Raw genomic sequence first — 17,828 nt, forward strand, 5'->3', positions numbered from 1 at the left:
ATGGATGCTGGACAGCGCCCTGGAGATTCCCGGGGCCCTGCACGCGGTGCTGATCTCCGCGGACGGCCTGCTGATGGCCCGCACCAAGGACTTCGACAAGGACAACGCCGACCGGGTGGCCGCCGCGATGAGCGGGGTGCAGTCGCTCAGCCGCTCCCTGGGGTTCTTCTGCGAGGGCGTCAACCAGCAGTGGCGGCAGACGCTCGTGGAGTTCGACGGCGGCTGGGTGTTCCTGATCTCCGCCGGTGAGGGCGCCTACCTGGGCGTGTCCGCCTCCCCGGACGTCGACATGGCGGACATCACCTTCCGCATGCAGCAGCTCGTCGGCCAGCTCGGCAAGGCGCTCACCACGCCGCCGCGCGAGAACCTGGGCACGCGGTCATGACCGGCTACGACGAACTGGAGCCGCAGACGCCCGAATTAGTGCGTCCGTACGTCATCACCAAGGGGCGCGGGCTGCCCGCCGAGGACCAGCTGTCGCTGATCACCCTGGTCACGGCGACGGCCGACCACCGGCAACGGCCGACCCGTCTGTCACCGGAGGAGCAGAACCTGCTGGAGCTGTGCTCGGCCGGCTACCTCTCGGTCGCCGAGATCGCGGGCCACACCCAGCTGCCGCTCGGCGTGGTGAAGATCCTCCTCGCGGCCCTCACCGAGGGCGGCTACCTCATCACCCGTCCGCCCGTGCAGCGGGCTCCCCTCGCCGACCGGGACATCCTGGAGGAGGTGCTGAATGGTCTCAGGGCCAAGTTTGGATGAGGCGGCGTACGTCCGCGGCGGCGCCACCCAGACCGCCGTCAAGATCCTCGTGGTCGGCCACTTCGCGGTCGGCAAGACCACGTTCATCGGGGCGATCTCCGAGATCGAGCCGCTGTCCACCGAGGAGACGATGACCCGGGCCGCCGAGTCCGTCGACGACCTCAAGGGCGTCCAGGGCAAGACCACCACCACGGTCGCCATGGACTTCGGCCGGCTCACCATCAGCGACCGCGTCGTGCTCTACCTGTTCGGCACGCCCGGCCAGCAGCGCTTCGTGCAGATGTGGGAGGACATGGCCCGCGGCGCGCTCGGCGCGCTGGTGCTCGTCGACCCCGAGCGGCTGGCCGACTCCTTCGCGGTGATCGACCTGATCGAGCAGTACGGCCTCGACTACGCCATCGCCGTCAACCGGTTCGACGGCAGCACGTCCCGCGACGAGTCCGCCCTGCGCGAGGCCCTGGACCTCCTCGACGACACCCCCATCGTCACCTGCGACGCGCGCGACGAGAGATCCTCCGCCGAAGCACTCATCACCCTCGTCCGCCACCTGCAGGACCGCGCCCACTAGGAGCCACCCCCTTGGACGACCACTCCACCCCCGTGCCCCCGCCGGGGTGCCCGGCGCACCACTCCGGTGCCCGAGTGCCCCTGTACGGCGCCGAGTTCGCCGCGGACCCCCAGGCGTACTACGCCTACCTGCGCCACTACGGCCCCACCGCGCCCGTCGAGCTCGCCCCCGGTGTCGAGGCCACCCTCGTCACCGACTACGCGACCGCGCTGCACCTGCTGCAGGACTCCGCCTCCTTCCGCAAGGACGCCCGCCGCTGGCGCGCCCTGGGCGAGGGCAAGGTCCCGCCGGACAGCCCGGTCGCGCCGGTGCTGGCGTACCGGCCCAACGCCATGTTCACCGACGGCGCGGAGCACCTGAGGCTGCGGCAGGCGATCACCGACAGCATGGCCAAGGTGGACTCCCGCAAGGTCAGCCAGGCCACGGCGCGCGTCTCCGACTTCCTCATCTCCCAGTTCGGCAGCCGCGGTTCGGCCGACCTGCTGGGCGACTACGCCAAGCAGCTGCCGCTGTTCGTCTTCAACGAGCTGTTCGGCGTGCCCGCCGACATCGGCGACCGCGTGGTGTTCGGCATCGCCGGCATGTTCGACGGCGTCAACGCCGAGAAGGCGATGGGCGTGCTGTTCGCGGCCGTCGGCGAACTGGTCGCGCTCAAGCGCTCGCGGCCCGGCGACGACGTCACCACGTGGCTGATGCAGCACCCGGCGCAGCTCACCGACGAGGAGATGGTCCACCAGGTCGCGCTGCTGATGGTGGGCGGCAACGAACCGCTGCGCAACCTCATCGGCAACACCCTGCACCGGCTGCTCACCCACGACGCGTACGCCCACCAGGGCGGGCTGATCGACGAGGCGATCGACGACACGCTGTGGGAGAACCCGCCCATGTCCAACCTGGCCCCGCACTACCCGGTGGCCGACATGGACTTCGGCGGGACCCGGCTGCAGGCCGGCGACCTGGTGCTGGTCAGCTTCGCCGCCGCCAACACCGGCCCGGCGCTGACCGCCGCCCGGCAGGCCGGCAGCAACCGGGCGCACCTCGCGTGGAGCGCGGGCCCGCACGCCTGCCCTTCCAAGGAGCCCGCCCGGCAGATCACCGTGACCGCCGTGGAGAACCTGCTCAACCAGCTGCCCGACGTGGAGCTCGCGGTGCCCGCGGACAGCCTGACCTGGCGGCCCGGCCCGTTCAACCGCGGACTGACCACCCTGCCCGCCCGGTTCACCCCGGTCGACCTCGCGCGCCGGTCCCCGGCCGCCGCCCCGGCCGAGACCGTCACGCGCCCGCAGCCGGCCGCCGCGACGGACGGCAGGACCGAACGCGGAGGTATGTGGAGCCAGTTCCTCAACTGGCTCACCAGGTGATTCACGCAACATCCACCAACTCTCCACCGTCGCATGACGTTTCAACCTCTTGGGTAGTGAGCAACGCGGCCCGTCCGTGTTGCTCATGAGTCGAAGGAGGTGTCGTGGACCCCGTTTCCACCGACGCCGTGCACATACCCAGGCCCCTCGTCGTGCTCCCCCCGATACCCGCCCACGACGGCGGGTATCTTCTTGTCCGCCCCCGGGTCGCGGGCTCGCCCCGGCCCGTGCCCCGGCGGGAGGTCTGGTGAGAGCCCCCGGCGGCGGCACGCCCGCGCTCCCCGAGGCCGGCTCGCTCGGCGGCCACACCGCGCGGCAGCTGCTGCGGCTGTGCGAGGTCGTCGGCCTCGGCGGCAGCGACGCCGCCGCGTACGCGCGCGTCCTGCTCGAAGCCCTCGGCCCGGCGGCCGAGCGGCCGCTGGACCTGCCGCCGGCCCAGCCGACCTTCCTCTCCGACGACCACACGCCGGTCGAGTTCTCGCTGTCCTTCGTACCGGACGCCGCCCCGACCCTGCGGGTGCTGCTGGAGCCGGGGTGCGGCGCAGGCACCCTGGCCCACAACGGCCGTACCGGGCTGCGGTTCCTGCGGGAGACGGCGCGGCGCTGGGCCTTCCCGACCGACCGGCTCGACGAACTGGAGGACCTGTTCTTCCCGGCCGTACCCGAGGGGCCGCTGGCCCTGTGGTGCGCGCTCGAGCTGCGGCCCGGCGGCGTGCCCCGGGTCAAGGCGTACCTGAACCCGGCGGCCCGCGGCGCCGATCGCGCCGCCGACACCGTACGGGAGGCACTGGCGCGGCTCGGGCACGAGCGGGCGTTCGACTCGCTGCCCGGGGCCGACCGGCACCTGTTCTTCGCCCTGGACCTCGGCGACTGGGACGCCCCGCGGGCGAAGGTCTACCTCGCCCACCAGGACCTCTCGGCCTCCGAGGCCGCAGCCCTGTCCCGGACCGTCGCGGGCCCCCCGGGCGAGGAGACGGAAACGTTTTTCCACATCGCGGCCGGACTCGCCCCCGGTGACGAGGCGGACCCCGGACGGGGCGAACGGCTCGCCCGCCGCCCCGTCCAGTCCTGCCACGCCTTCACCGAGACGGCCACCGGACGGCCCAGCGGCTTCACCCTCCACGTGCCGGTCCGGGACTACGCGGCGCACGACGGCGAGGCGCTGGCCCGCGCCACGGCCCTGCTCGGCCGCCACGGCATCGACGACGGCGTCCTGTACGAGGCCACCCGGGCCCTGACCGCGCGCCGCCCCGAGGACGGCGTGGGCCTCGTCGCCTACCTGTCCGCCGCCCACCAGGCCGGGCACCCGCCCCGGGTGACGACGTACCTCTCCTCCGAGGCGTACCACGTCCGTCCCCCCGCCCCCTCGCGGCTCGGCCGGTCCGCGGTCGCCCGGACTGTGCGCTAGGCCGCCCCGGCCGGGCAGGGATCCGAGGGGAGTCGCACGCCGACGTCGTCGTCGCGCTCCCCTCGCGGCCTCACCCCGGCCGTACGCACAGGGGGCCCGGCGGGCACGCCCCGGGGCCGCACCCCTCGGCCGGGTGTCCCGGCCGTCGGCTCACAGCTCGCGCAACTCCTCCAGGTACGGGGCGAAGTTGACTTGGATCGACGCGCCCTCACGCCGACCGTACTGCCCAGCGATGCCGCCCAGGTAGGTGGCGATCTCCTTGCGCATGACCTCCGGCTCGGGCAGCACCGCCTCGCCCGTCGCCAGCCGCGCCACCCAGTCCGCCTGGGCCTCCACGAGCCGGGTGATCGACCCGTGCGGACGGACCAGCCCGATGAAGGAGAGCCCCGGGTGGTCGGGCGCGACGACCCGCTTGTACAGCTCGACCGCGCCCTCGGGGCCGAGCGGGCACCCGTCGGGCAGGAAGGGGAACGCCATGCGGTACCCCGTGCAGTAGACGACGGCGTCGGCGCGCTCGGAGCTGCCGTCGGTGAAGTGCACGCGGTCGCCGTCGAGCCGGTCGATCGCCGGCCTGGGCACGACACCGCCGTGGCGGATCCGGCTGAGGATCTCGTCCGAGAGCGTCACGGCCGAGGCGAACACCGGATGGTCGGGCTCGGGAAGCCCGTAGTCGGAGAGCTTGCCGCGGGCCACCAGCAGCGCCTGCTCGATGAAGCGGCGCTGTTCGGCCAGCGACATGGCGGTCCACCACGGGGCCTCGGCCACCTCGTCCAGGGGCACGCCGAAGAGCTGCTTGGGCAGGATGTGCAGCCCGCGGCGCACCGACAGCAGGGTCCGCCCGGCGTACCGCGAGAGGTCCGCGGCGATGTCGACCGCCGAGGCGCCGAGCCCCACGACGACGACCCGCCGGCCCGCCCAGTCGCTGCCGTCGCGGTAGTCGTAGGCGTGCAGGATCGTTCCCTCGAAGGTCTCCGCGCCCGGGGGCGGGGCCGGCAGGAACGGTTCGGTGTTGTGTCCCGAGGCGACGACCACCTGGCGGAAGACGCGGGCCGTGCGCGCGCCGTCCGCGGACCGGCTGACCACCGTCCAGGCGCCGTCGGCCGTCGGCCGCACGGACTCCACGGTGGTCTCCAGCTCGATGTGGTCGAGCACGCCGGCCCACTCGGCGTAGGCCCGCAGGTAGGCGGCCATGTCGCTGTGGCGCGGGTAGACCGGGTAGGCGGCCGGCATCGGGTGGTCGGCGTAACCGGTCAGCTGTTTCGTGGAGTTGAGGTGCAGCGACAGGTAACCCGGGCCGCGCTCACCCGCGCCGGGCGCCCGCCAGATGCCGCCGACCCCGGGCGACTTCTCCAGGCACACGAACTCCACGCCCCGCGCCTTGAGGGCGCGTGCCGCCGCCAGCCCGGACAGGCCCGCACCGATGACGCACACACTCACGGATTCCCCCACAGGAACGACACCGACCTCTCACGCACGGGCAGGCTGCCCAGGCGGGGTTCTCCGCACGCTCCACACATCGGCGACAAGGATCACAGCGGGACGGTCTTGCGATGGAGGTGAGGGTATGGCCAAAGCTTCGCGGGGCGGGTGGCGCCGAGCAGGGCTGACCTGCGACGACCTGGAAATTCCGGGTGACCGACCCGTCCGACGCGGCATCATGGCCGGGCCGCACCAAGGGGGAGCACCATGTCCGTCACCAACGTCCTGCTGTCCGGCATCGTCGGCTCGACCGCCTACGGACTCGCTCGCGCGGGCTCCGACGTGGACCGCCTCGGCCTGTTCGCCGCGCCCACCGAGGACCTGCACGGCCTGCACCGGCCGGCCGAGTCCCACGTCAGCACCGCCCCGGACCGCACCCTGCACGAGGCGGCCAAGTGGTGCCGCCTCGCCCTCGGCGGCAACCCGACGGTCATGGAACTCGTCTGGCTGCCCGACGCGTTGTACGAGGTCCGCACCCCGCTCGGCGAGGAACTCATCGGCATCCGCACGTCCTTCCTGAGCGCCGGCCGGGTCCGCGACGCCTACCTGGGCTACGCCACCCAGCAGTTCCGCAAGCTCGTCTCGCGCAGCGCCGGTCCGCTCCCGCCGCAGGCCCCGCCGCAGACCCGTGGACGCACCGCCAAGCACGCCCGCCACCTCAGGCGGCTGTGCGAGCAGGGCTTCGAGCTGTACCGCACCGGGGAGTTGACCATCCGGGTGGACGACCCGGACGCCTACCACCGCTTCGGCGAGCAGGTCGCCGCCGACCCCGGGGCCGCCGAGCCGCTGCTACGACGCTTCGAGACGGCGTTCGCCGAGACCCGCAGCGCCCTGCCGGACGCCCCCGACGAGGCCCCGGCGGAGGCGTGGCTGCGCCGGGTGCGCCGCACCTTCTACGCCGCCCCGCACGCCTGACGGAGGAAATTCCCGCGCCCAGCACGCCCGTTCCTCCCTACACTCACCCCATCGCGCCGCCCACGACGGGGGGTCGCGCTGTACCGTGACGATCGAGGGGAGCCCGGCCATGCGTGCGCACAGTGCCGTCCTCGCTCCCCGTCAGCGGTCCGAGGTGATCCTCGTGTCCTGGGCCGTCCGGTGCCCGCGGCGCGGCCGGCACCGGATGCCCTGACGTACCCCCAGCCCCCGAACGGGGCCTGCCGCGAACCGACGTGAGCAGGCCGGACGTCCGGTGTGTCGGCGTCCGCCGCACGGCTCGGGGTGGTTGCGCCGGGGCGCATCGCGCAGCCCGTACTCCCGGATCACCCCGAAAGGCCGAGGGCCATGCGCACTCCCGCCCTGCCCACCACCCCGTCCACCCGCCTGTCCGCCGTCCGCAACCTGGGCATCCTCGCCCACGTCGACGCCGGCAAGACCACCCTCACCGAGCGGATCCTGTTCGCCACCGGCACCACGCACCGGCGTGGCGAGGTCCACGACGGCACCACCGTCACCGACTTCGACCCGCAGGAGCGCGACCGCGGCATCACCATCTTCGCCGCCGCGGTGAGCTGCGACTGGGCCGGACACCGCATCAACCTGATCGACACCCCGGGGCATGTCGACTTCGCCGACGAGGTGGAGCGCGCGCTGCGGGTGCTCGACGGCGCCGTGGCGGTGTTCGACGCGGTCGCGGGCGTGGAACCGCAGAGCGAGTCCGTGTGGCGGCAGGCCGACCGGCACGGCGTGCCCAGGATCGCGTTCGTCAACAAGATGGACCGGGCGGGCGCCGACCTCGACGCGGCCGTCGCCTCCCTGCGGGAACGGCTGCACCCGGCCCCGCTGGTCGTGCACCTGCCGATCGGGGCGGAGGAGGGCTTCGTCGGCGTCGTGGACCTCGTGCGGATGCGCGCCCTGGTCCGCGCCGGGGGCGACGCTTCGGCGACCGAGGGTCCCGTGCCGGACGCGCTGCGGGAGGAGGCGCTGCGCAGGCGCCGCCTGCTGGAGGAGAGCGTCGCCGAACGCCATCCGGCGGCGCTGGAGGAGTTCTGCGACCGGGAGACGCTCTCCGCCGCGACGCTCACGGGCGCCCTGCGGGACCTCACCCGCAGCGGGGACGGCGTGGTCGTGCTGTGCGGCTCCGCCTACCGCGACCGCGGCGTGGAGCTGCTGCTGGACGCCGTGGTCGCCTACCTGCCGTCGCCCCAGGACGTACCGCCCGTGCGGGGCCGTCACGACGGCGCCGAGGAGCGGCGGCCGGCCGACCCCGGCGCCCCGTTCGCCGCGCTCGCCTTCAAGGTGAACGCCACCCCGACGGGCCGCCTGACCTACCTGCGCGTGTACGCGGGCACGCTGGAGAAGGGAGACACCGTGTGGGACCCGACCGCCCGCCGCACCGAGCGCGTCGGCCGCGTCCTGCGGGTCCAGGCCGACCGGCACGTCCCGCTGGAGCGGGCGGTGGCCGGGGACATCGTGGCCGTCGTCGGGCTGCGGTCGGCGCGTGCGGGGACCACCCTGTGCGCGCCGGACGCCCCGGTCGTGCTGGAACCGCCCGGGGTCGCCGAGCCGGTCGTGTCGGTGGCCGTGGAGGCGCGCCGCCGGGCCGACGCCGGCCGGCTGGCGCCCGCGCTCGCCCGGCTCACCGAGGAGGACCCCTCGCTGGTGGTGCGCACCGACGACGAGACCGGGCAGACGGTCCTGTCCGGCATGGGGGAGCTGCACCTGGAGGTGGCGGTGGAGAAGGTGCGCCGCACCCTCGGGCTGGAGGTCGCCGTCGGCCGGCCGCGGGTCACGTACCGGGAGACGGTCGGGCGCGGGGTGACCGGGGTGACGTACCGGCACGTCAAACAGGACGGCGGGGCCGGTCAGTTCGCGCACGTGGTGCTCGATGTGGAGCCGTGGGAGGAGGAGTTCGCCTTCCGCAGCGCCGTGGTCGGCGGACGGGTGCCGCAGGAGTACGTCCGTGCCGTGGAGGCCGGCTGCCGGGACGCCCTCGCCGAGGGGCCGCTCGGCGGCCACCGGGTCACCGGGCTGCGGGTCACCCTCACCGACGGGGCGACCCACGTGAAGGACTCCTCGGACACCGCGTTCCGCGCGGCGGGCCGCTTCGGGCTCCGACAGGCCCTGCGCTCCTGCGCGATGGTCCTGCTGGAGCCGGTCGCCGAGGTCACGGTCACCGTGCCCGAGGACGCCGTCGGCGCGGTCCTCGGCGACCTGGCGGCCCGGCGCGGCCGGGTCACCGGCTCGGTGGTGCGGGCCGGCGCCGCGGTGGTCACCGCGACCGTGCCGCTGGCCGAACTGTTCGGCTACGCCGCCCGGTTGCGCGGCCGCACCCAGGGCCGGGGCACGTTCACGGCCCGGCCCACCGGGTACGCCCCGGCCCCCGCGGTGCCGGCCGGCCGGTAGGCGACGGGCGCCGAGGGCGACGTCGCGCCCCGCACGCGCTCGCGTGCGGGGCGCGACCCCGCCTCACGGGTACGACACCACCGTGGACGGCACGGTCGAGGTGCCCGAGGTGGGCGCCCCGGTGTCGTTGATGACGTGCGCGTACTGGCCCTGGCCGCCCAGGGAGATCACCAGCAGGTCGTGGAACTTCACGCCGGGCCGCTCGGGCGCGGCGAAGCCGTGGTGCTGCACGATCGTCGGGTCGACGTTGTAGAAGCAGTAGCTGCCCAGCCCCCACGCCTCGTGGGTGCGGACGTGGTCGCCGACCTTGTAGGCGGCGTAGCCGTTGACCGCGCCGTTCTGGATCGCGGCCTGGTTCGGGGCGTCGTACGCCTTCTCGTTCTGGAAGAAGATCGTGCGTCCGCGCTCGCCGTACCACTGGACGTCGTACTTGTTGAAGTGCTCGACGAACAGGCCCGTGCACAGCACGTCGTCGCCGTGGACGACCACGCCGTAGTCGGCGCGGTTGGTCTCCCAGCCGACGCCCTCGCCGTGGTCGGCCCGCCAGACCCAGGTGTGGTCGACGATGGTGTGCCGGCTGTTGATCACCATGCTGGTGGTGGCCCGGCCGGGGCCCGCACCGCCGATCCGCACGAACACGTCCTGCACGGTGGTCGGGTTGGCGGAGTGGTCCCGGTGGGCGCCCTTCGGCCCGACCTCCAGCAGGGTGTCGGAGGTGACGGGTCCGGCGTCGATCAGGAAGCCGGCCAGCCGGACGCCGTCGACGTCGGCCACCTTCAGCGCCGTGGCGCCGTGGTCCGGGATCAGGGTCGCGTAACCGAGGCCCAGCACCACGGTGTCGGGCCGGTTCACCCGGATCGGCCGGTCCAGGCGGTAGATGCCCGGCGTCAGCAGCAGGTGCAGTCCCTGGGCGAGCGCCCGGTTCAGCGTGGCCGCGTCGTCGCCGGGGCGGGCGACGTAGAAGCGGGACAGCGGCAGGGACGTGCCGCGCGGGGTGCCGTGGCCCCAGGAGACCCCGCGCGCGTTGCGGCGCAGGGCGGGCAGGAAGACCCGGTACCCGTCGCGGCCGACGTACAGGAACGGCTTCTCCCGGGAGACGGGCGTGGTCTGGAGCGTGGTGTACGGCGGGTTCGGGAAGCCCTGCGCGGGCGCCCCCTCGACGCCCGAGAAGACCATGTTCCACACGCCGTTGAGCCAGCTGCCGATCGCGCTGTCCCGGGTGTACCACTGCTGCTGGGAGTACGGGCCGACCTGGCCCTCGATGCGGCTGTCCGCGATGTAGCCGCCGCTCGCCCAGCCGTAGCCGCTCGGCGCCAGGTTGAGGCCGCCGCGCACGTGCATGCGGCGGAACGGGGCCGCCTGGGCGACCGCCCACCGGTTGGTGCCGTCGGCCGGGACCAGCGCGAGGTTCTCCGCCGAGCGCCAGAAGTTCTGCGTGGCGTTGCCGCCGAACCACCCGGCGTCGACCGTCACGTCCCCGTTGATGGTCGTGTCGTCGGGGGAGAGTCCGAGGCCCGCGATCGAGGTGTAGAAGCCGAGGCGGGCGGTGAGGCCCTGGTAGGTGCCCGGCTTGAACAGCAGCGCGTAGCGGCCGGTGCCGAACTGCGCCGACTCCTGCTCGGCGAACACCGCGTCCAGGCGGTCCTGGATGCCGGGCGTCGAGGGGTCGAAGACCAGGACGTTCGGCCCGAGGTCACCGCCGCCGCGCAGCGGGCGGGAGGCGCGGGCGGGGGTGGCCGCCGCCGGCGTGGACAGGGCGGCGAGGGCCGGCACGGACGCCGCGGCGGCGCCGAGCACGGTCCTGCGGCCGAGGGCGCGCCGTCCGGCGGCGGGCCGGCCGGCGTCGGGGGACTGCGGGGGAACAGCGGGCATGGGGCGGCTCTCCTGGTCGGGGAACGAAACAGGAACCTTCAGGAACCAAAGGTGCGGGGAACCTTCGGGAACAGAAGGGGACAGGGTCTTGAGAGCGCTCTCTCGGCCGCTGATGCTTCACTGCGTGAACGGACACGTCAAGATGTGGGTCACGACTTCCTCTCCTGCTGCCCAAACCCTTGACGCTTCTGCTTCCGGGGGTTTAACTCACGTCCTAAATTAAGCCATGACGGGACCCCGGGAAGGGACACCACCAGCCATGCGCACCATCCGAGCCGCGGCCATAGGCGCCGTCACCCTGTCCCTCGCGCTCGCCGCCTCGGCCTGCGGAGGAGGATCGTCGAACGGGGGCGGATCCGACAGCAACCCCAAGACGCTGACCTACTGGGCCTCCAACCAGGGCGCCAGCATCGAGATCGACAAGAAGGTCCTCCAGCCGGAGCTCGACAAGTTCCAGAAGCAGACCGGCATCAAGGTCAAGCTGGAGGTCGTCCCCTGGTCCGACCTGCTCAACCGGATCCTCACCGCCACCACCTCCGGCCAGGGCCCGGACGTGCTGAACATCGGCAACACCTGGTCCGCCTCGCTGCAGGCGACCGGCGCGCTGCTGCCCTGGGACGCCGCCAACTTCGCCAAGATCGGCGGCAAGGACCGCTTCGTGGACTCCGCGCTCGGCTCCACCGGCGCCCAGGGCAAGGACCCGGCCGCCGTCCCGCTGTACTCGATGGCCTACGCCCTCTACTACAACAAGCAGATCTTCGCCGACGCGGGCATCACCCAGCCCCCGGCCACCTGGTCCGAGCTGGTCGCCGACGGCAAGAAGATCCAGGCCAAGGGCAAGCAGGTGATCGGCGCCGAGGGCGCGAACGTGTCGGAGAACATCCACCACGTCTTCGTCTTCGCCAAGCAGCACGGCGCCGACTTCTTCACCCCCGAGGGCAAGCCCGACTTCACCTCCGACGCCGCCGTCGCGGGCGTCAAGCAGTACGTGGACCTGATGGCCAAGGACAAGGCCATCCCGAAGGGCAACGCCGAGTACGCGCAGAACCAGTCGGTCAGCGACTTCGCCAAGGGCAAGACCGCGATGCTGCTGTGGCAGTCCGCCGCCGCCAACCTCAAGTCGCAGGGCCTGAGCGAGTCCGACTACGGCATCGCGCCCGTCCCCGTGCAGTCCGGCACCCCCGGCACCGGCACCCAGGTCAACTCCATGGTCGCCGGCATCAACCTCGCCGTGTTCAAGAACAGCGGCAACCTCGACGGCGCCACGAAGTTCGTGAAGTTCATGACCAGCGACGCCGAGCAGAAGATCCTCAACACCGCCTACAGCTCCATCCCGCCGGTCAAGGGCGCCCAGGCGGACGCCGCCTTCAACAACCAGGCCAACGCGGTGCTGAAGAACACCCTCGCGCAGAGCGCCGCGCCCCTTCCCCAGGTCGCCGACGAGTCGCAGTTCGAGACCGCGGTCGGCACGGCCGTCAAGGAGCTGTTCGCCGACGTCGCCGCCGGCCGGACGGTGACTACGGAGTCGGTCAAGGCCAAGCTCCAGAAGGCCCAGCAGCAGATGCCGACGAAGTGAGCACGATGACCACCACCACCCCGGAGGCGGTCGAGCACCCCGTGCGCAAGAGCTCCCCCGGTGCGGCGAGCGGCCCCCGCCGCCGCACCGGGCGGATCCGCCGCATCGGACTGCCCTACCTGCTCCTGCTGCCCGCCCTGATCCTCGAACTCCTCGTCCACCTGGTGCCGATGGTCATCGGCATCGTGATGAGCTTCAAGGAACTCACCCAGTTCTACATCCGCGACTGGGGCACCGCGCCCTGGTCCGGCTTCGACAACTACCGCATGTCGGTGGACTTCGACGCCCCCGTCGGGGAGGCGCTGCTCCACTCCTTCTTCGTCACCGTCGGCTTCACCCTGCTCTCGGTCGGCCTGTGCTGGCTGATCGGCACGGCCGCCGCGATCTTCATGCAGGACACCTTCCGCGGCCGCGGCCTGCTGCGCGCGCTGTTCCTGGTGCCCTACGCGCTGCCGGTCTACGCGGCCGTCATCACCTGGGTGTTCATGTTCCAGCACGACAACGGGCTGGTGAACCACGTCCTGCACGACCAGCTGCACCTCACCGACAAGCCGTCCTTCTGGCTGATCGGCGACAACAGCTTCTGGGCGCTGCTGACCGTCTCGGTGTGGAAGGGCTGGCCGTTCGCCTTCCTCATCGTCATGGCCGGCCTGCAGAACATCCCCCGCGAGCTGTACGAGGCCGCGGCGCTGGACGGCGCCGGGGTGTGGCAGCAGATCCGCCGGATCACCCTGCCCTCGCTGCGCCCGGTCAACCAGGTCCTGGTGCTCGTGCTGTTCCTGTGGACGTTCAACGACTTCAACACGCCGTACGTGCTGTTCGGCAAGGCCGCCCCGGAGGCCGCGGACCTCATCTCGGTCCACATCTACCAGGCGTCCTTCGTCACCTGGAACTTCGGCACCGGCTCGGCGATGTCCGTGCTGCTCCTGCTGTTCCTGCTCCTCGTGACGGGCGTCTACCTCGCCGTCACCTCGCGCGGACGGAGGGCCGCCGATGTCTAGCCCGCCCGTGGCCAAGTCCCCGATGGCCTTGCCGCGTTCGTTCCTCTGGTCGCGGCGGATCTTCCTCACGCTGCTCACCGGCTTCGTCCTGGTGCCGGTGTACGTGATGGTCTCCAGCTCGCTCAAGCCGCTCGCCGACGTGACCGGCCGGTTCCGCTGGCTGCCGAGCAGCCTGACCATCCGCCCGTACATCGACATCTGGTCGACGGTCCCGCTGGCGCGGTACTTCGTCAACTCGCTGATCGTGGCGGGCGCGGCGACCGTGTGCTCCGTCGTCATCGCCGTCTTCAGCGCCTACGCGGTGAGCCGCTACCAGTTCCGCGGCAAGCGGGTCTTCACGGTCACCGTGCTGTCGACGCAGATGTTCCCCGGCATCCTCTTCCTCCTCCCGCTGTTCCTCCTCTACGTCAACATCGGCAACGCCACCGGCATCGCGCTGTTCGGCTCGCGCGGCGGACTGATCCTCACGTACCTGACCTTCTCGCTGCCGTTCTCCATCTGGATGCTGATCGGGTACTTCGACTCGGTGCCGCGCGACCTGGACGAGGCGGCGCTGGTGGACGGCTGCGGGCCGCTCGGCGCGCTGTTCCGCATCGTCGTGCCGGCCGCGATCCCCGGCATCGTCGCCGTCGCCGTCTACGCCTTCATGACCGCCTGGGGCGAAGTGCTCTTCGCCTCCGTCATGACCAACGACACCACCCGCACCCTCGCGGTCGGCCTCCAGGGCTACTCCACGCTCAACGACGTGTACTGGAACCAGATCATGGCCGCCTCGCTCGTGGTGAGCGTGCCCGTGGTCGCCGGCTTCCTGCTGCTCCAGCGCTACCTCGTCGCCGGGCTGACGGCCGGAGCCGTGAAGTGACCGACTCTCCTCGCTGTGAAGGGACTCCCGTGACCATCGACCTCGACGCACTCCCGCACGACTTCCTGTGGGGCACGGCCACATCGGCGTACCAGATCGAGGGGGCCGTGGCCGAGGACGGCCGTGCGCCGTCGATCTGGGACACCTTCTCGCACACCCCGGGCAAGACCGCGGGCGGCGACCACGGCGACGTGGCCTGCGACCACTACCACCGCTGGCGCGAGGACATCGCGCTGATGCGCCGGCTGGGCGCCAACGCCTACCGGCTGTCGGTCGCCTGGCCGCGGGTGGTGCCCGGCGGCGACGGCCCGCCCAACCCCAAGGGCCTGGACTTCTACGACCAGTTGGTCGACGGGCTGCTCGCGGCGGGCATCACCCCGTCCGTCACGCTCTACCACTGGGACCTCCCGCAGGCACTCCAGGACCGCGGCGGCTGGCCCGAGCGGGACACCGCCGAGCACTTCGCGGCGTACGCCGCCGTCGTCGCCGAGCGGCTGGGCGACCGCGTGAGCCACTGGGCCACGCTCAACGAGCCCCTGTGCTCCGCCTGGATCGGCCACCTCGAAGGCCTGATGGCCCCCGGCCTGACCGACCTCACGGCGGCCGTGCGCGCCTCGTACCACCTGCTGCTGGGCCACGGCCTCGCCGCGCAGGCGCTGCGCGCGGCGGTCCCGGACGCCGAGGTCGGCATCGTCAACAACCTCTCCACCGTCCACGCCGCCTCCGACCGTCCCGAGGACGTCGCCGCCGCGCACCGCATGGACGGCCACACCAACCGCTGGTGGCTCGACCCGGTGCACGGCCGCGGCTTCCCGGCCGACATGCGCGAGTTGTACGGCGTGGACCTCCCCGAGCAGCCGGGCGACCTGGAGACCATGGCCGCGCCGCTGGACTGGCTGGGCCTGAACTACTACTTCCCGCAGACGGTCGCCGACGACCCCGACGGCCCGGCCCCGTACGTCCGTTCCGTGCGCCGCTCCGGCGTCCCGCGCACCGGCATGGACTGGGAGGTGGACGCGAGCGGCATCGAGACGCTGCTGATGCGCCTGACCGACGACTACGGCGCGCGCCGGCTGTACGTCACCGAGAACGGCTCGGCGTACCCGGACGTCGTCCGCCCCGACGGCACGATCGACGACCCCGAGCGCCAGGAGTACCTGGTCGGCCACCTGGCCGCGTGCGCGTCGGCGGCCCGCCGGGGTGCCCCGCTGGCCGGCTACTTCGCCTGGTCGCTGCTGGACAACTTCGAATGGGCGTACGGCTACGACAAGCGCTTCGGCCTGGTCCACGTCGACTACCGCACCCAGGCCCGCACGATCAAGGGCACGGGCCACCGGTACGCCGACATCATCCGCAGCCACCGGGACCGGGCGGCGAAGGCCGCGTAGGCCCTGGCCGGGCGGTGACACCCGGTCGCGTCCGGCCGACCGGGCGGTGAGGGCCGCTCGAGCCCGGCCGACCGGGCGGTGGACGACCGCCCGAGCCCGGCGGCCGGACGGTGACAGCCGTCCGGGCCACGGTCGTGGTGGGCGCCGGTACGGGATCCGGCACCCACCACGACCCGTGCGGGGGTCCGTCCCCAGGGACCCCCGCACACCTCTCCCTCCCTCCCCGCACCACCCCTTGCATGTCATGAACGCGTCACTTGCTTGCTGTGCCTCACCCCACCCAGAGGAGAGCCGCATGACCACCCGCATCCCCTGCACCCCCCGCGCGCCACGCACCCCGCGCGTCCTCCTGACCGCCCTGGCCGCCCTCACCCTGCTCGCCGCGGGCCCCGCCCTGACCACCCCGGCCGCCGCCGCGCCCACCGCCGCCGCGGCCACCTGGGACACCGACCGCGCGGCCGCCGCCTACGCCGCCACCCCCGCGGCCGTCACCGCCTCCGGCAGCGAGAACGCCGGTACCGCCCCCGGCCTCGCCTTCGACGGCAACGCCTCCACCCGCTGGTCCAGCAACTTCGCCGACGACGCCTGGATCCGCCTGGACCTCGGCACGACGATCCGCGTCGACCGGGTGGTCCTGGACTGGGAGGCCGCCTACGGCAAGCGCTACGTCCTGGAGGTCTCGAAGAACGGCACGGACTGGACGCCGTTCTACACCGAGACCGCGGGCACCGGCGGCACGGTGACCGCCCACACCTACCCGCAGGACGTGACGGGCCGCTACGTCCGCCTGCGCGGCGTCCAGCGCGCCACGCCCTACGGCTACTCGCTGTGGTCCTTCCGGGTCTACGGCGGCGAGCCCGCCCCGGCCTCCACGACCCGCGCCAACCTCGCCCTGAACCACCCCGCCTACTCCAACCTCTACCAACATGCGGGCGTCTCCCCGGCGTTCGTCACCGACGGCGGCTGGCCGGCCAACCTCAAGGACGACGCGAGCCGTTGGTCGAGCGACTGGAACGCGGACCGCTGGGTCTCGGTCGACCTGGGCGCGGCCTCGACGATCGACACGGTCGACCTTTACTGGGAAGCGGCCTACGCCGTCGACTACCAGCTCCAGGTCTCCGACGACAACCGCACCTGGCGCACGGTGTACCAGCCCTCGGCGTCCGAGGTCGCCGCCCGCCGCGCCGACGTGAAGTCCCCCGGGGACGCGGTCGGCCGGCACGACACGGTCCGCCTGCCGTCACCCGCCACCGGCCGCTACGTCCGCATGCTCGGCAAGGAACGCCGCTCGTTCTACAACCCGGCGCCCGCGACGGCCCAGTTCGGCTACTCGCTCTACGAGTTCCAGGTCTGGGGCACCGGCGGCAGCGCGGCGGCGGCCTACCCGGCCCTGCCCGGCGAGCAGCAGGGCACCTACCAGACCACGTTCTTCGACGACTTCACGACCGGCTCGCTCGACCGCTCCAAGTGGCGCGTGGTACGCACCGGCACCGAAATGGGCCCGGTCAACGGCGAGTCCCAGGCGTACGTCGACTCCCCGGACACCATCCGCACGGAGAACGGCAGCCTGATCCTGCGCGCCAAGTACTGCAAGGGCTGCACCCAGGCGGGCGGCGGCACCTACGACTTCACCTCCGGCCGCATCGACACCCACACCAAGTTCGACTTCACCTACGGCCGGGTGAGCGCGCGCATGAAGCTCCCGGTCGGCGACGGCTTCTGGCCCGCGTTCTGGCTCCTCGGCTCCAACGTCGACGACCCGTCGGTGTCCTGGCCCGCCTCCGGCGAGACCGACATCATGGAGAACATCGGCTACGCCGACTGGACCAGCAGCGCCCTGCACGGCCCCGGCTACTCCGCCGACGGCAACATCGGCGCCCGCCAGACCTACCCGAACGGCGGCCGCGCCGACCAGTGGCACACCTACGCGGTGGAGTGGACCCCGACGGCCCTGCGCTTCTACGTCGACGACCGCCTGGTCCAGGAGACCTCCCGCACGGTGCTGGAATCGACCCGCGGCCAGTGGGTCTACGACCACAACCAGTACGTCATCCTCAACCTCGCCCTCGGCGGCGCCTACCCGGCCGGCTGGAACAAGGCCACCACCCCGTACTGGGGCCTGCCCCAGTCCAGCGTGGACCGCATCGCGGGCGGGGGAGTGCAGGCCGAGGTGGACTGGGTGCGGGTGGAACAGAAGCGGTGACCGGCACCC

At 72.6% G+C, this 17,828-nt stretch carries 14 protein-coding genes; 12 read left to right on the plus strand and 2 right to left on the minus strand.

Annotated features, from left to right (window positions below; translation table 11 throughout):
- Nucleotides 1-4: 4 nt before the first annotated feature.
- The 5 genes from E4U91_RS30055 to E4U91_RS30075 all read left to right on the plus strand — a co-directional run bounded on the left by E4U91_RS30055 (nucleotide 5) and on the right by E4U91_RS30075 (nucleotide 4,096).
- The gene (locus E4U91_RS30055) at nucleotides 5-385 is read left to right on the plus strand and encodes a roadblock/LC7 domain-containing protein (RefSeq protein WP_137311070.1); all 381 of its coding nucleotides are present in this window, start codon (nucleotides 5-7) and stop codon (nucleotides 383-385) included.
- The gene (locus tag E4U91_RS30060) at nucleotides 382-759 is read left to right on the plus strand and encodes a DUF742 domain-containing protein (protein WP_137309712.1); all 378 of its coding nucleotides are present in this window, start codon (nucleotides 382-384) and stop codon (nucleotides 757-759) included. The genes E4U91_RS30055 and E4U91_RS30060 overlap by 4 nt, the downstream gene beginning before the upstream one ends.
- Nucleotides 734-1,327 carry a GTP-binding protein gene (locus tag E4U91_RS30065; RefSeq protein ID WP_137309713.1) on the plus strand — a complete coding sequence of 198 codons (594 nt, stop codon included), beginning with the start codon at nucleotides 734-736 and terminating at the stop codon, nucleotides 1,325-1,327. Before E4U91_RS30060 ends, E4U91_RS30065 begins: the two co-directional genes overlap by 26 nt.
- Nucleotides 1,328-1,338: 11 nt before the next feature.
- Nucleotides 1,339-2,688, plus strand: a complete 1,350-nt coding sequence (locus tag E4U91_RS30070) for a cytochrome P450 (protein ID WP_137309714.1) — start codon at nucleotides 1,339-1,341, stop codon at nucleotides 2,686-2,688.
- A gap of 247 nt (nucleotides 2,689-2,935) precedes the next feature.
- Nucleotides 2,936-4,096: a tryptophan dimethylallyltransferase family protein gene (locus E4U91_RS30075; RefSeq protein ID WP_241678740.1), complete on the plus strand. Its 1,161-nt coding sequence runs from the start codon at nucleotides 2,936-2,938 to the stop codon at nucleotides 4,094-4,096.
- Between the two features lie 150 nt (nucleotides 4,097-4,246).
- Here E4U91_RS30075 and E4U91_RS30080 read toward each other — a convergent pair whose 3' ends face one another.
- Entirely contained in the window at nucleotides 4,247-5,533 is a 1,287-nt protein-coding gene (locus tag E4U91_RS30080) for a flavin-containing monooxygenase (protein ID WP_137309716.1), read from the minus strand.
- Nucleotides 5,534-5,782: 249 nt separating this feature from the next.
- Between E4U91_RS30080 and E4U91_RS30085 the strand changes: the two genes are divergently transcribed.
- Nucleotides 5,783-6,490, plus strand: a complete 708-nt coding sequence (locus tag E4U91_RS30085) for a nucleotidyltransferase domain-containing protein (protein WP_137309717.1) — start codon at nucleotides 5,783-5,785, stop codon at nucleotides 6,488-6,490.
- A gap of 366 nt (nucleotides 6,491-6,856) precedes the next feature.
- Entirely contained in the window at nucleotides 6,857-8,917 is a 2,061-nt protein-coding gene (gene fusA, locus E4U91_RS30090; protein WP_137309718.1) for an elongation factor G, read from the plus strand.
- Between the two features lie 63 nt (nucleotides 8,918-8,980).
- On the opposite strand, the gene E4U91_RS30095 is transcribed toward fusA, so the two are convergent.
- On the minus strand, nucleotides 8,981-10,789 hold the full coding sequence (locus tag E4U91_RS30095) for a coagulation factor 5/8 type domain-containing protein (RefSeq protein ID WP_137309719.1): 1,809 nt from the start codon (nucleotides 10,787-10,789) through the stop codon (nucleotides 8,981-8,983).
- Nucleotides 10,790-11,048: 259 nt separating this feature from the next.
- Between E4U91_RS30095 and E4U91_RS30100 the strand changes: the two genes are divergently transcribed.
- From E4U91_RS30100 to E4U91_RS30120, 5 genes are all read left to right on the plus strand, one after another.
- The gene (locus tag E4U91_RS30100; RefSeq protein ID WP_137309720.1) at nucleotides 11,049-12,365 is read left to right on the plus strand and encodes an ABC transporter substrate-binding protein; all 1,317 of its coding nucleotides are present in this window, start codon (nucleotides 11,049-11,051) and stop codon (nucleotides 12,363-12,365) included.
- Nucleotides 12,366-12,370: 5 nt separating this feature from the next.
- Entirely contained in the window at nucleotides 12,371-13,366 is a 996-nt protein-coding gene (locus E4U91_RS30105) for a carbohydrate ABC transporter permease (RefSeq protein WP_137309721.1), read from the plus strand.
- Nucleotides 13,367-13,388: 22 nt separating this feature from the next.
- Entirely contained in the window at nucleotides 13,389-14,228 is an 840-nt protein-coding gene (locus tag E4U91_RS30110; RefSeq protein ID WP_137311071.1) for a carbohydrate ABC transporter permease, read from the plus strand.
- 29 nt (nucleotides 14,229-14,257) lie between these two features.
- Nucleotides 14,258-15,616, plus strand: coding sequence for a GH1 family beta-glucosidase (locus E4U91_RS30115; RefSeq protein ID WP_137309722.1), 1,359 nt, complete (start codon nucleotides 14,258-14,260; stop codon nucleotides 15,614-15,616).
- Nucleotides 15,617-15,911: 295 nt separating this feature from the next.
- Nucleotides 15,912-17,819: a discoidin domain-containing protein gene (locus E4U91_RS30120; protein WP_137309723.1), complete on the plus strand. Its 1,908-nt coding sequence runs from the start codon at nucleotides 15,912-15,914 to the stop codon at nucleotides 17,817-17,819.
- The last annotated feature ends 9 nt before the right edge of the window (nucleotides 17,820-17,828 follow it).

This window comes from Streptomyces lasalocidi (assembly GCF_005280215.1).
Taxonomy (GTDB): domain Bacteria; phylum Actinomycetota; class Actinomycetes; order Streptomycetales; family Streptomycetaceae; genus Streptomyces; species Streptomyces longwoodensis.

Coding starts and splice junctions, on each gene's coding strand:
- E4U91_RS30100 (WP_137309720.1), top strand. CDS start 11,049: ATGCGCACCATCCGAGCCGCGGCCATAGGCGCCGTCACCCTGTCCCTC.
- E4U91_RS30120 (WP_137309723.1), top strand. CDS start 15,912: ATGACCACCCGCATCCCCTGCACCCCCCGCGCGCCACGCACCCCGCGC.
- E4U91_RS30105 (WP_137309721.1), top strand. CDS start 12,371: ATGACCACCACCACCCCGGAGGCGGTCGAGCACCCCGTGCGCAAGAGC.
- E4U91_RS30095 (WP_137309719.1), bottom strand. CDS start 10,789: ATGCCCGCTGTTCCCCCGCAGTCCCCCGACGCCGGCCGGCCCGCCGCC.
- E4U91_RS30060 (WP_137309712.1), top strand. CDS start 382: ATGACCGGCTACGACGAACTGGAGCCGCAGACGCCCGAATTAGTGCGT.
- fusA (WP_137309718.1), top strand. CDS start 6,857: ATGCGCACTCCCGCCCTGCCCACCACCCCGTCCACCCGCCTGTCCGCC.
- E4U91_RS30055 (WP_137311070.1), top strand. CDS start 5: ATGCTGGACAGCGCCCTGGAGATTCCCGGGGCCCTGCACGCGGTGCTG.
- E4U91_RS30065 (WP_137309713.1), top strand. CDS start 734: ATGGTCTCAGGGCCAAGTTTGGATGAGGCGGCGTACGTCCGCGGCGGC.
- E4U91_RS30110 (WP_137311071.1), top strand. CDS start 13,389: ATGGCCTTGCCGCGTTCGTTCCTCTGGTCGCGGCGGATCTTCCTCACG.
- E4U91_RS30085 (WP_137309717.1), top strand. CDS start 5,783: ATGTCCGTCACCAACGTCCTGCTGTCCGGCATCGTCGGCTCGACCGCC.